The organism is Centipeda noxia ATCC 43541 (genome assembly GCF_000160555.1).
GTDB lineage: Bacteria > Bacillota > Negativicutes > Selenomonadales > Selenomonadaceae > Centipeda > Centipeda noxia.
The window spans coordinates 95,915-109,792 of the sequence record NZ_GG749279.1; the positions used below are offsets into that span (position 1 = coordinate 95,915).

Genomic DNA, 13,878 nt, shown 5'->3' on the forward strand with positions numbered 1-13,878 from the left:
CACGGTACGGTTACGGTGTAACGAGAGCCTGCATGATCCCGCCCCTCTGGCGGGCAATGAGAACCCGCAGGACTGCCACAGCGTGCATCATCTGCAGTCTGCGAAAAAGTGTACGGCATGCCAGGGCGTGCACTGGAAATTGGATGCAAGTTGGGAGAAGAAAAGAACTGTATGGGACCTTTTACCAATGACAAACAGTAAATAAAAATAATTATTAAAAAGTATAAATTTCTATTGACAAGAAATATCCATTGTGATATCATCAAACACATCAAAAGGACATATCCAATCGCCTGGAAGATAAGCGGTTGGTTTCAGCAAAAGGAGGATATTTAATGTCACTCATCAACAAGGAAATCAGCGATTTTAAGGTAGATGCATTTCAGAAGAAGGAAGGTTCTGCACAAGGGGAGTTCAAGCAGTACACAAAGGCAGACCTCAAGGGTAAGTGGAGCGTGTTCTTCTTCTACCCGGCAGACTTCACGTTTGTCTGCCCGACGGAGCTGGCAGATCTTCAGGATCAGTATGCAGAATTCCAGAAACTCGGCTGCGAGATCTTCGGCGTTTCCTGCGATTCCCACTTCGTGCACAAGGCATGGCATGAGAGTTCCGATCTTGTCGGCAGGCTGACGTACCCGATGCTTGCAGATCCGACGGCGAAGCTTGCACGCGATTTCGATGTCTACATTGAGGAGGACGGCCGTTCTGAGCGCGGTACGTTCGTTGTGAACCCCGAGGGCAAGATCGTTTCCTACGAGGTAAGCGCGGGCAATGTTGGCCGCAACGCTGCAGAGCTCCTCCGCAAAGTGCAGGCACTCCAGTTCGTCGCTGAGCATGGTGACGAGGTTTGTCCCGCACGTTGGAAGCCGGGTGAAAAGACACTCAAGCCGAGCTTCGATCTCGTCGGCAAACTCTAAGATACAGGCAAGAGCACTTCGCGAGGGCGCTCGCGAGGTGCTTTTTCCTATCAGCCAGAAAAAGAGGTGCTTTGGTGGACAAAATGTATGATGCCGTTATCGTTGGAGGGGGCCCTGCAGGTCTTTCTGCAGCGATCTATTTGGCGCGTGCGAAATGCAAAGTGCTTGTTATAGAAAAGGAAAAGATCGGCGGACAGATTACCATTACCGCCGATGTCGTGAACTATCCCGGCACGGGGAGGGTCAGCGGTTCTGAGCTTGCAGCGCAGATGGAGCAGCAGGCACGCGGATTTGGTGCGGAGTTCGTTTCCGCAGAAGTCATCGGCCTAAAGCTCGATCAGGATGTTAAGGAGCTTGAGACGACGGCGGGTACAGTACAGGCGCTGAGCGTCATCCTTGCCACGGGAGCAAATCCGCGCAAGGTGGGCTTCCTCGGAGAGAAGAAATTCCAGGGGCGCGGCGTTGCCTACTGCGCAACTTGCGATGCGGAATTCTTTTCCGGGATGGACATCTTCGTCATCGGCGGCGGTCTTTCGGCAGTGGAGGAGAGCATGTTCCTTTCGCGCTACGGAAGATCCGTCACTATACTCGTGCGCAGCGACAAGTTCCGCGCGCCGCAGACAACAGTAGATGCGCTTGCCAACTATCCGAATATCAAGGTGCGCTTCAACACCGTTGTGGAGCGCGTCGACGGTGAGACGATGATCTCCCGTGCCGATTTCCGCAACAGCGCGACGGGAGAGGTGGAGCATTATACGGCAAAAGAAGGAGAGACGTTCGGCGTCTTTGTCTTTGCCGGCTATCTCCCGAATACCGGATTGTTCCGTGATCAGGTCGTACTGAACGAGGACGGCTATGTTATTACGAACGAGGAAAAGGAGACGAGTGTCAAAGGCGTCTTTGCGGCAGGCGATGTCTGCATCAAGACACTGCGCCAAGTTGTGACGGCGGTCTCGGACGGCGCGATCAGCGCCGTTGCAGCGGAGCGGCATGCGGCAGCGCTGCACGATCGATTGAAGCTGCCTGCATTTGTGCGTGCCGAGGTGGATACGAACCGCTTTGAACAACGTAAGTCCTCCATTGAAAAAGAGGCAGCAGAGGGGAATGAGACAAACTTCATCTCCGCCGAGATTCGTGAGCAGCTGGCGGTTGTCTTTGATAAATTTGCGGCGCCGGTCAAGGTTGTCGGTCATTATGACGACGGCGATCTCTCGCGTGAGCTGCGCGGCTTTATGGATGAGTTTGCAGGGCTCACGGATAAGGTAAGCTACGAGGAGCGCAAAGACGCGAACGGCGCTCCAGGGCTTGAACTGTTCTATGCCGATGGGACGCCGAGCGGCATTACTTTCCATGCTGTTCCGGGCGGACATGAGTTCAACTCGTTCATCCTGGCTCTTTACAATGTGGCAGGCCCCGGACAGGAGCTGCGTCCCGAAACGCGCGCGAAAATTGAGCAGATTTCTGCCCCTGCCGATGTTAAGGTCCTCATGTCGCTGTCCTGCACGATGTGCCCCGATGTTGTGGCCGCAGTGCAGCGTATTGCGGCAGAGCGAAAAGATATCCGTGCGGACATCTATGATATCCGCTATTTCCCCGAGCTGAAAGAGAAATACAGCGTCATGAGCGTGCCCTGCATGGTCGTGGGGGAAGAACTGCACTTTGGCAAAAAGAACATTGACGAAGTCGCCGACATCCTCGGGAATCGCTGATCATTACGGCGGAGCATTTCTGTTGCCTGCGTCCCTGAGCAAGGCGCATACGGGCGGAAGAATGTCCTGCCGATTGATATATGTGTATCTGTGTATTATGAAAGAAGGAGAGCATTATGGAACTCAAGGGATCACAAACCGAGAAAAACCTCTGGGCCGCATTTGCCGGTGAATCGCAGGCGCATGCGAAGTATCTCTTTTATGCATCGCAGGCGAAGAAAGACGGCTATGTCCAGATTGCAAACATTTTCGATGAGACGGCGGTTAACGAGAAGGCACATGCGAAGATCTGGTTCAAACTTGTGAGCGGCATCGGCGACACAAAGGAGAATCTTGCTGCTGCCGCCGCCGGAGAAAATGAGGAATGGACGAGCATGTACCCCGAGTTTGCCCGTGTGGCACGTGAGGAAGGCTTTGACAAGATTGCCCGCCTCTTTGATGCCGTCGGCAAGATTGAGAAAGAGCACGATACGCGATACAATTTGCTCCTCGAAAACGTCAAGGAGGACACGGTATTCCGGCGTGATGAGAAGATCATCTGGCAGTGCCTGAACTGCGGCTACGTTTGCGAGAGTACGAAGGCCCCGATGAAGTGTCCAGTCTGTGAGCACCCGCAGTCCTTCTTTCAGCAGCTCGTGCAGGATTATTAAATCTCTTCGTCGAATCCAAGAGATGCACGGCTGCCGTATGAGAAAATCCCCGCCGTAAGGCGGGGATTTTTGTTTCACAGGAGGATAAAATGTCAATGCGACATCAATTTGATCTCTCATCTTATCTCGTCATAGGTCCCGAAAATACGAACGGACGACCCGTTGCGCACATCATTGCAGAAGCGCTGCGCGCAGGATTTACCTTTGCTCAAATCCGCGCAAAGCACGCAGAAGCAGCTGAGATCATCCGGCTTGCACGCGCGGCCGCAGATGCCATCGCCGGGCAAAAGAAGTCGGATGAGGTGGCTCTTGTTATCAACGATCGGCTGGATGTTGTGCTCGCTGCGCGGGAGCTGAGGATAAAGGTGGACGGCGTGCATGTCGGGCAGGAGGATATCCCGCCCGCTGTCTGCCGCAAGTATCTCGGCGTGAATGCCGTAATTGGCCTCTCTGCGCGTACTTCGGATCTGATCAACTATGTGGAGAGCTGTGACACATCGTGCATTGATTACTTCGGCGCAGGGCCGCTCCATGCGACGGCGACAAAGCCCGATGCAGGGATGGATCAGAATGGAAAAATTGTCACACGCAGCCTTGACGAACTGCGTGCGCTGCACCGCGTCAGTCCACTGCCGGTCGTTGTAGGCGGGGGAGTTAAGGCAGATGATCTGCCCGCGCTTCGGGCGACCGGCGTTGACGGATTCTTCGTCGTCAGTGCCGTAGCGGGAGCAGAGCATCCCTATACTGCGGCGAAGGAACTGGTGCGCTGCTGGCACAGCTAAGCAGTTGCAGGGGCTGCGCCAGAGAAAATCATTTACGCATACCAGCGCAGGAGGCTCTGCGTGCCGTCTGCGCCGCCGCCGCGCTCCTCGAGCGTGCGCGCCTCGCACAGCACTTGCTCCAGGATCGGCAGATCGACTCCGTATTCTTTGCTTGTTTCTGTACCAATCGTCATGTCCTTGACAAAATGTTTGATCATAAACCCCGGGGCAAAGTTGCCGTCCAGTGCCATGCGGATCATATGGGACATCTGAAAGCTTGCTGCTGCGCCGCCTGAGATGGATGCAAATACTTTCTCCGTATCGAGACCTGCAGCGCGCGCGTATGCAAACGCCTCGCAAGCTCCTGCGAGTGCACCTGCAATCGCGATCTGATTCGCCGCTTTTGTTTTCTGACCGGCACCTGCGCCGCCCTCGTAGATAATATTTTTGCCCATCACGGAGAAGATGGGACGCATTGCCTCATAGGCCGCTTCACTGCCGCCGACGAGAATATTCAGCGAGGCATTGCGTGCGCCTATATCACCCCCGGTTACTGGAGCATCAAGCGCGTATATCCCGCGTTTTTTTGCTTCTTCGTAGATACGCTCGGCGAGTGCCGGCGAGGAGGTCGTCATATCGACTGCGTACGCGCCGGCGCTGAGGTTTGCGAGAATGCCGTCTGCACCGAGGTAGATTTCCTCCACGTCCTTCGGATAGCCGACAATGGTGATGACGACATCCTGTCCGCGCGCACATGCGCCAGGACTGCTGCAGTATTTTGCCCCGCGGGCGACGAGAGCGTCCCCCTTCGATTTTGTGCGGTTGTAGACGCTGAGCTCAAATCCTGCATCCAGGAGATGTCCCGCCATGGCCGCGCCCATGATGCCAAGTCCGATAAATCCGATCTTTTTCATAACATCTGCCCCCCGTTTCATTATATTGTTTCTGCGTTCAGTGTAGCATAAAATCCTGTGGAAATGCAGGATTTTTTTGTTTTATTCCGAATTTTATAGAGCAAGAAAGCACTTTGGATCACAAAGGGAGGATGTCCTATGCGGATCGAATTTTTGGGTGCGGCACACGTTGTTACGGGCTCATGTTATCTGCTCCATGTGGGGGATCACAGATATTTGGTGGACTGCGGCATGTATCAGGGAACGCGGCGTCTGCGCGAGATGAACTATGAGGAGTTTCCATTTAATCCCGCGGAGATTGAGGCAGTCTTTCTGACGCACGCACATATCGACCATTGTGGGCGTATTCCGCGGCTCGTACGCGAGGGGTTTCGCGGCAAGGTCTATGCAACGCAGTCAACCTGCGATTTGGTCCGCATCATGCTGCCGGATTCGGCGCATATTCAAGAGAGTGATACAGAACTCTTCAATCGAAAAAATGCACGCAGGAGCGAAGCGCCGATCTCGCCGCTTTATACGCAGGCGGATGCCTTTGCAGCGCTCGAACTCTTCGAGCCCGTTTCTTACCATGCCCCGCTGCAGGTGAATAATCTGAAGCTCGTTTTCCGCGATGCAGGGCATATTCTGGGCTCGGCGATCTTGGAAATGACGGTGGAGGAGAACGGGCAGACGACCAAACTTGTCTTCTCAGGTGATCTCGGCCAACCGAATCAGCCTATTCTGCGTGATCCGGAGACGATCGTGGGAGCGGATTTTCTGCTTGTGGAGTCCACCTATGGCGACCGCATCCACCGTGACTACGACAAGGAGACGGCGCTGCTTGAGGTCATCCGCGATACCATGGACCGCGGCGGCAATGTGATCATTCCCTCTTTTGCCGTCGGCAGAACGCAGACCCTGCTGTATTATTTTTACAATCTCTGGAAGGAGGGACGTCTGGAGGGAGACATTCCCATCATCATCGACAGCCCGCTGGCCATCCAGGCAACGCGCATTTTTCTTAAAAACTATGAGGACTTTGACGAAGAGACGATTGCATTCTTCGGCGAGAAAGGAACGATTCCGTCGTTCCCGCAGGTACGTATTGCGGAAACGGCGGCGGAGTCGCGTGCACTCAACTCTGCCGAGGGCTCGGCGATCATCCTGTCCGCTTCAGGAATGGCAGATGCGGGGCGCGTTCTCCATCATCTCAAACACAACCTCTGGCGACCGGAGTCCACGGTGCTCTTTGTCGGCTATCAGGCGGAGGGAAGTCTCGGGCGGCGTCTCGTCGACGGGATTAAGCGCGTACGCGTGCTCGGCGAAGAGATTTCAGTCAAGGCGCGGATTCAAATGCTTGAGGGCTTCTCTGCGCATGCAGATGCTGCGCAGATTGTTGCGTGGATGGGGGCGATTACAGCGCCGCGCCCTGCGAAGGCGTTTCTCGTCCATGGCGAAGGGCAGGCGCAGGAGGCGCTGAAGGAACGCATTCAAGAGGAACTCGGATGGGAGGTATATGCACCCTTCCTTGGGGATATCGTGACGATTCAGGGACGCAATTGTGTACTCATTCCGTCAAATATTCCGTCGGTTTCCGTCGAGGCCGAGATGGAGGATGTCATGCGCGATTTCGACGCCGAGTACCGCCAGCTGCGCAAGGCGATTATCCGCACCGTCGTCCGTCAGCCGAAGCTCATGGAGCCGATCATCCGTACGATGCAGAAAGCCCGGAATTACTTCAAGAAGCTTGCTTCTCCCTATAATATTTGAGTAAAATTCTTGCAATAAAATAAGGAATGATTGGCTTAGAATTGGATATTGCCGGACTGTGGGCCTCACACTTGCATAGTCCTGTGAAATGCGTTAAAATAGGGAAGTTTTAAAAAGGCTTTCCTATTTAATATGTTTCAAAGGGAAGAATTCACCGTTCTTTCCATATGGATATGATAATGGGTGGTGTTATAGTGGAATCCCCATTTCGTGTCGGGGTGGATGTCGGCTCAACGACGATAAAGCTGGTTGTTCTCGGCGAGGAGCATGCGATCCTTTACAAGAACTACGCACGCCATTTCTCGGAGATCGGCAAAGCCCTGCAGGAAAATTTGAGACAACTCAAGGAAGTTGTCGGCGATGCAAAGTTCTCCTTTGCGCTCACAGGCTCGGCGGGCATGGGTATTGCCCAGCGCATCGGCCTGCCCTTCGTCCAGGAAGTCGTTGCCTGCGCTTCGGCGGTACGCCGTCTCATACCGGAGACAACGACGGCCGTAGAACTCGGCGGCGAGGATGCAAAGATCACATATTTCGGCGATGCGCCGGAGCAGCGCATGAACGGCGTCTGTGCGGGCGGTACAGGATCGTTCATCGATCATATGGCATCGCTTCTCTCGACGGATCCGATCGGTCTCAATGCGCTTGCAGAGAAGGGGAAGCGTGTCTATGCGATCGCTTCGCGCTGCGGCGTATTCGCCAAGACGGATGTTCAGGCGCTTATGAACGATGGCGCAGAGAAGGCAGATATTGCGCTCTCCGTGCTTCAGGCAGTTGTGAATCAGACCATCGGGAACCTCGCACAGGGGCGCCCGATCGGAGGAAATGTCGCGTTCCTTGGCGGCCCTCTGCACTTTCTCCCAGAATTGAAAAAACGTTTTATCGAGACATTAAAGCTCGACGATGATCATGTCGTTGATGTGGATTACGGCAATTATTTCGTTGCGGTCGGCGCGGCGCTCTCTGATGATGCCAGAGCAACCGATATGCGGGAGATGGAGACGTGCATCGCGCGTGCGGAGCAGGAGGCAGCGGCGGAAACGCGCACAGCTGACTTCACTCTGTTCAAGGATGCGGCGGACTATGAGGCGTTCAAGCAGCGCCATGACCGTGACCGGGTCAAACGCGGAAATCTTGCGGACTATCGCGGCGCGATCTGCATTGGGATCGATGCAGGCTCGACGACGACGAAACTTGTTGCCATTGGAAGTGACAAGGAACTGCTCTATACATCGTATGGCAGCAACCAGGGGTCGCCGCTGACCTCTGTCATCGAGGCGCTTCGTGCTTTTTATCGTGAAATGCCCGAGGGGTGTCATATCGCAGGTGCTATGACGACGGGGTACGGCGAGGCAATCGTTAAGGCCGCGCTGCATGCGGACGGCGGCGAGGTTGAGACTTTCGCACATCTGCGCGCAGCGCAGGAGTTTTGCCCCGATGTCAGCTTTGTGCTGGATATTGGCGGGCAGGATATGAAGTGCTTCTTTGTGCAGGACGGCAGTGTCGGCAATATCACGCTCAACGAGGCGTGCTCGGCAGGCTGCGGTTCCTTCATCCAGAACTTTGCAGAGGGGCTTCATATGACTCCGGCGGAGTTTGCGGGCAAGGCGATCGGTGCCAAAGCCCCAGTCGACCTCGGAACGCGCTGCACGGTCTTTATGAACTCAAAAGTCAAACAGGCGCAGAAGGAGGGGGCAGAAGTCGCCGATATCTCGGCAGGCATTGCGCTCTCGGTTGTCAAGAACGCACTGTTCAAGGTCATGCAGCTCAAGGATGTCTCTGCGCTCGGCGACCATATTGTCGTACAGGGCGGGACATTTTACAACGATGCCGTCCTGCGCGCGCTTGAGAACCTGATCGGCAAGGATGTTATTCGACCTGATATTGCAGGGCTCATGGGAGCATACGGCGCGGCTATTCTTGCGCTGGAGACGGGCACGGAGCATTCAACCCTCCTCGGGGCGGAAGCGATCGGAGACTTTAAGACCAAGACCAGCTCCTACCGCTGCGGAAAATGTGGGAATAAATGTCTTATCACAATGCAGCAGTTCCCCAACGGTGAACGCTATTTCACAGGAAATCGCTGTGAGCGCGGCATCGGCGGCGAAAAGCATGAGGACGATACGCCGAATATCTACAAGTTCAAGTACCGCCGCGTGTTCAAACACTACAAGTCGCCGGCGGAGCCGCGGCGCGGGCGCATCGGCATTCCCCGCACGCTCAATATGTACGAGGACTACCCGTTCTGGTTCACCTTCTTTGATCAGCTCGGCTACGGGGTTGTGCTCTCGGGGAAATCTTCGCCGCAGCTTTTCTACAAGGGCATGGCGACGATTCCGTCGGATTCGCTCTGCTATCCGGCAAAACTCGCACACGGTCATATTGTCGACCTCGTCGAAAAGGGCGTCGATACAATTTTCTATCCCTGTGAGCCGCACAATATGACCGATAAGCCCGGCTCATCGGCCAATCATTTCAACTGTCCGATTGTTGCGTCCTATGCGGAGAACATTCGCATTAACATGGATATCCTGCGCGAGAAGAACATTCGCTTTATCCAGCCGTTTCTGCCCATCGACGACCGGAACCGCATGATCGAACGCCTTGTGGAGGAATTTGGGAAAATTGAGGGCATCGGCAGGAAAGAGATCGCGGCCGCTGTGGATGCCGGCTATGCCGAGATCGAACAGTATCGGCAGGATGTGCGCGACTACGGTCAGCAGATACTTGAGCGCATTGCGAAGACGGGCGAGCATGCCATCCTCCTTGCGGGGCGTCCGTATCATGTCGACCCGGAGATCAATCACGGCATTCCGGAGATGATCCAGTCCTATAAACTGCCGATTCTATCGGAGGATGCGGTCTACCATATGCCGGTACGGGAACGCCGCCTGCAGGTTGTCAATCAGTGGAGCTACCATGCGCGTCTTTACCATGCGGCGCAGTTTGTTGCCGAGCATCCGAATGTGACGCTCATCCAGCTCAGTTCGTTTGGCTGCGGTCTCGATGCGCTCACGACATCGGAGGTGCGCGAGATCCTCGAGTCACATAAGCGCATCTACACGATGATCAAGCTGGACGAGGTATCGAACCTCGGCGCTGCACGGATACGTCTGCGCTCTTTGATTGCGGCGCTCGCGCGGAGAGAACCTCCTGCCTACCATGAGGTCCCCGTCATCGAGCGGCCGCGCTTCACCGAGGACTGCAAGAAAACGCATACAATTCTGGCGCCCCAGATGGCACCGACTCACTTCGAACTCTTCCGAACGACGATGCGCAAACATGGCTATAACGTCGTCATTCCGCCGATGCCGGACAAGGCAGCAATCGATACGGGGCTGCGCTATGTGCACAATGACATGTGCTATCCGGCGATCGTCATCATCGGACAGCTCCTTGCCGCACTCAAGGCAGGGCTCTGCGACCCCGATCATACGAGCATTGCCCTCTTTCAGACCTGCGGCGCATGCCGTGCGACCAACTATCTTGGCGTGCTGCGCAAGGCGCTCCGTGATGCGGGCTTCCCGAATGTCGCTGTCTTTGCCGTACGCGGCCTGCCCGAGGAGACGGACAGCTTTGCATTTAACCGCGAGATGATGGTGGATGCTGTCAAGGCAGCCATTTACGGGGATCTGCTGATGAACGTGCGCAATCGCATGATGCCGTACGAACTCGTGAAGGGGACAACACAAGCGGCGTTCGAGAAGTGGATGGCGCGTGCGAAAGAGGAACTCGAACACGGCAGCGTGTTCAAGTTTCGCCGAATGATCAAGGACATCGTGCGTGACTTCGATCATATTTCGATCGATGAGCGGCTCTGGAAGCCAAAGGTCGGCATTGTCGGTGAAATCCTCGTCAAGTATCATCCCGTTGCGAACAATGACATCGAGACGGTGCTGATGAATGAGGGAGCGGAAGTCGTTATGCCGGACTTCGTCGACTTCTTTCTCTACTCGGCGTACGATCCGATCGCGCAGCACAAGCTGCTCGCGGGCTCTTACAAAGATCGGCTTTACGGACGCATGTTCATCAAAGTTATCGAATTCTTCCGCGCGCCGATGCGCAAGGCCTTGGAGGAAAGCCGCCACTTCCGCCCGCCGCAGTCCATCGACCATACGGCGGAGCTTGCTGCCCGCCACGTCAGCCTCGGCAATATGGCAGGTGAGGGCTGGTTCCTTACGGGCGAGATGGTCAAGCTCATTGAGGAAGGCGTACCCAACGTTGTCTGCCTTCAGCCCTTCGGCTGCCTGCCGAACCATATCACGGGCAAAGGGGTTATGCATGATCTGCGCAAGGCATATCAAGGAGCGAACATCACAGCGATCGATTGTGATGCGGGCTCAAGCGAGGTCAACCAGCTCAACCGCCTGAAGCTCATGCTTGCCGTGGCGAAGGAACGCCGCCCGGCAAAGGCGGATGCCTCGGCGCCGACCGAAGCAGCAAGTCTGCATTAAAGTGTGGACGCCTACATTCTCGCTTCAAGGACCATGGAAAGACCTCCTAAGTCCGAAGAGATAGGGGGCCGCGTAAAGATAAAAGAATAAAATAAGACAGGAGTTACTGCATATGCGCAGTAACTCTTTTTTTACAAAAGCACGTTCCACGAACAAATTTTTCACAAAAATATGTTCGAAAATAGTTGACCGAACCTCCTTTCTGTGATATTCTATATGCGAACAAAAGTTTTGAGAATGTATATACGAATATTGATATAAATGGAGGGATGGAATATGAAACGCATCGGTTTCGTGCTCAGCATATTTACGCTCGTTTGGATGGGGGTATCTGCACTTCATTTGACGAACCCATATCTGCGTTCATCCGAGTTTGTCGAGGTATCGGTGATACGAGGAGATAGTGTCTGGACGATCGCCCGCAAATATGCGGCGAAAGAAACAATGGCGGAAGAGCTCGAAGAGGCAATCATCGAGGTGAATGACCTTCCGCCCGACGGCGCTGTTTATGCCGGACGCCGCCTGCTTGTGCCGGTCTTGGAGCCCGCCGAGCAGCTGCAGGCAATGGCGGACCACAAAGCCCTTGACACAGGGGGCCGTGCGCCTTATAATGGCTATACCGAGTAGGGTGGAAACATATAGCCTTGTCCCTATGGGATGGATTTCCTATCCCAAGGGGCAAGGCTTTTTTCTATGATTGGGAGGAGAGCGTTCTATGGTAAAGCTGACACTGCCGGATGGCTCCATTCGCGAGACAGAGGCGGGGACGACGCTGCTGGATGTCGTCAAGGGGATGAGCAATTCGCTGGCAAAAAAGGCACTGGCAGCGAGCCTCGACGGGAAGGTTGTTGATCTGACAACGCCCGTAACGAAGGATGCCGCCTTTCAGGTATTGACCTTTGCGGATGCGGGCGGACGGCTTGCTCTGCGTCATACTTGCTCGCACATTATGGCGCAGGCAGTGAAGCGTCTCTATCCAGAGAGCCGTGTGCAGCTCGCAATCGGACCTGCGATTGAGAATGGCTTCTACTATGATTTCGATATGGAGCATCAGTTGACAGACGCTGATCTGCGCGATATCGAGAAGGAAATGAAAAAGATCGTCAAAGAGAATCTGAAACTTGAGCGGCGTGAGATTCCGCGTGATGAGGCAATCGAATATTTCCGCGCCAAGGGTGAAAACTATAAGGTAGAACTCATCCGGGATCTGCCTGCCGATGCGACGATCTCGATCTATACGCAGGGAGAGTTTATCGATCTCTGTGCGGGCCCTCATGTCATGTCGACGGGCAAGGTTAAGGCGCTTAAGCTGCAGAGTGTGGCGGGAGCCTATTGGCGCGGGAGCGAAAAGAATAAGATGCTTCAGCGCATTTATGGCACGGCGTTTGAAAAGCAGGAAGAGCTTGATGCCTATCTCCATATGCTTGAGGAGGCAGCAAAGCGCGATCATCGTAAGCTCGGCCGGGAACTCGATCTCTTCAGCCTGCATGAGGAAGGACCGGGGTTCCCGTTCTTCCACCCGAACGGCATGATCCTGCGCAACGCTCTCTTGGAGTATTGGCGCGAGGTACATCGTCGCTATGGATATCAGGAAATCAGTACGCCCGTGATCCTCAGCCGTAAGCTCTGGGAGACTTCCGGGCATTGGTTCCACTATCGTGAGAATATGTATACGACTGAGATTGATGGAGAGGATTATGCGATCAAGCCGATGAACTGTCCCGGCTGCATGCTTGTTTACCGCTCTCAGCTGCACAGCTACCGCGATCTGCCTCTGCGCCTCGCGGAGCTCGGCCTTGTGCACCGGCATGAGCTGTCGGGCGCGCTGCACGGACTCTTCCGCGTGCGCAATTTTACGCAGGACGATGCGCATCTCTTTGTGACGCCGGATCAGATCGAGGGAGAGATTCAGCACACGATCAATCTCTTTGACGAGGTTTACCGCACATTCGGTCTCTCGTACAAGGCTGAGCTTTCGACACGTCCTGAAGACTCTATGGGCTCGGATGAGATGTGGGACCTGGCGACGGAAGGCCTCAGGAATGCTCTTGAAAATCGCGGTTTAGACTATATTGTCAACGAGGGAGACGGCGCGTTCTACGGGCCGAAGATCGACTTCCATCTGCGCGACTCGATCGGGCGGACGTGGCAGTGCGGGACCATCCAGCTGGATATGAGTCTGCCCGAGAAATTCGATCTGACCTATATCGGAGAGGATGGGGAGAAGCATCGTCCCGTCATGCTGCACCGCGTAGTTTACGGTTCTATTGAGCGCTTTATCGGTATTCTGATCGAAAATTATGCCGGTGCATTCCCCGTATGGATGGCTCCTGTTCAGGTGCGGATCCTGCCCATTACCGAACGGCATACAGCATATGCCGAGAGCCTGCGGGGCCGGATGTTTGATCTCGGGATCCGTGTCGAGGTGGATGACCGCAACGAAAAGACCGGCTATAAAATTCGCGAGAGCCAGGTCAAGAAGACCCCGTATACACTTGTCGTCGGCGATCAGGAACAGGAGACGGGGGCTGTTGCGCTGCGCAAATACGGAGAGAAGGACAGCGTTGTTATGGCGGCGGATGATTTCATCGCACTTGTGCAAGAAAAAATTGCAGTGCGGGCGCAAGAGTATTGACAAGTCTTCGCCATTTGTGATATTATGGCTTCTGTTGAAAGCAGGAGCCACCGCTTCTCACCTGCGGACACAGTTGTCCGTCAGGTCGAAAA

General features: G+C 54.8%; 9 protein-coding genes. 8 read left to right on the forward strand and 1 reads right to left on the reverse strand.

Going from position 1 to position 13,878, the window contains the following annotated elements; translation table 11 throughout:
* The first annotated feature begins 335 nt into the window (after positions 1–335).
* The 4 genes from ahpC to HMPREF7545_RS01920 all read left to right on the forward strand — a co-directional run bounded on the left by ahpC (position 336) and on the right by HMPREF7545_RS01920 (position 4,058).
* The gene (ahpC, locus tag HMPREF7545_RS01905; RefSeq protein ID WP_006693978.1) at positions 336–917 is read left to right on the forward strand and encodes an alkyl hydroperoxide reductase subunit C; all 582 of its coding nucleotides are present in this window, start codon (positions 336–338) and stop codon (positions 915–917) included.
* Positions 918–1,000: 83 nt separating this feature from the next.
* Positions 1,001–2,626, forward strand: a complete 1,626-nt coding sequence (locus HMPREF7545_RS01910; protein WP_006693979.1) for an FAD-dependent oxidoreductase — start codon at positions 1,001–1,003, stop codon at positions 2,624–2,626.
* A 116-nt stretch (positions 2,627–2,742) separates the two neighbouring features.
* Positions 2,743–3,276 (forward strand): rubrerythrin, encoded by a 534-nt coding sequence (gene rbr, locus HMPREF7545_RS01915; protein ID WP_006693980.1) that lies wholly within the window; start codon positions 2,743–2,745, stop codon positions 3,274–3,276.
* A gap of 89 nt (positions 3,277–3,365) precedes the next feature.
* Positions 3,366–4,058 (forward strand): thiamine phosphate synthase, encoded by a 693-nt coding sequence (locus HMPREF7545_RS01920; RefSeq protein ID WP_040571129.1) that lies wholly within the window; start codon positions 3,366–3,368, stop codon positions 4,056–4,058.
* A 32-nt stretch (positions 4,059–4,090) separates the two neighbouring features.
* Here HMPREF7545_RS01920 and HMPREF7545_RS01925 read toward each other — a convergent pair whose 3' ends face one another.
* Positions 4,091–4,951, reverse strand: a complete 861-nt coding sequence (locus HMPREF7545_RS01925; RefSeq protein WP_040571130.1) for an NAD(P)-dependent oxidoreductase — start codon at positions 4,949–4,951, stop codon at positions 4,091–4,093.
* Between the two features lie 138 nt (positions 4,952–5,089).
* Here HMPREF7545_RS01925 and HMPREF7545_RS01930 point away from each other — a divergent pair, with 138 nt between their 5' ends.
* The 4 genes from HMPREF7545_RS01930 to thrS all read left to right on the forward strand — a co-directional run bounded on the left by HMPREF7545_RS01930 (position 5,090) and on the right by thrS (position 13,786).
* On the forward strand, positions 5,090–6,700 hold the full coding sequence (locus HMPREF7545_RS01930; RefSeq protein WP_006693983.1) for an MBL fold metallo-hydrolase RNA specificity domain-containing protein: 1,611 nt from the start codon (positions 5,090–5,092) through the stop codon (positions 6,698–6,700).
* A gap of 167 nt (positions 6,701–6,867) precedes the next feature.
* Positions 6,868–11,151 carry a 2-hydroxyacyl-CoA dehydratase gene (locus HMPREF7545_RS01935; protein WP_006693984.1) on the forward strand — a complete coding sequence of 1,428 codons (4,284 nt, stop codon included), beginning with the start codon at positions 6,868–6,870 and terminating at the stop codon, positions 11,149–11,151.
* Positions 11,152–11,427: 276 nt separating this feature from the next.
* Positions 11,428–11,778: a LysM peptidoglycan-binding domain-containing protein gene (locus HMPREF7545_RS01940; RefSeq protein ID WP_006696344.1), complete on the forward strand. Its 351-nt coding sequence runs from the start codon at positions 11,428–11,430 to the stop codon at positions 11,776–11,778.
* Between the two features lie 88 nt (positions 11,779–11,866).
* On the forward strand, positions 11,867–13,786 hold the full coding sequence (gene thrS, locus HMPREF7545_RS01945) for a threonine--tRNA ligase (protein WP_006693986.1): 1,920 nt from the start codon (positions 11,867–11,869) through the stop codon (positions 13,784–13,786).
* Positions 13,787–13,878 lie beyond the last annotated feature (92 nt).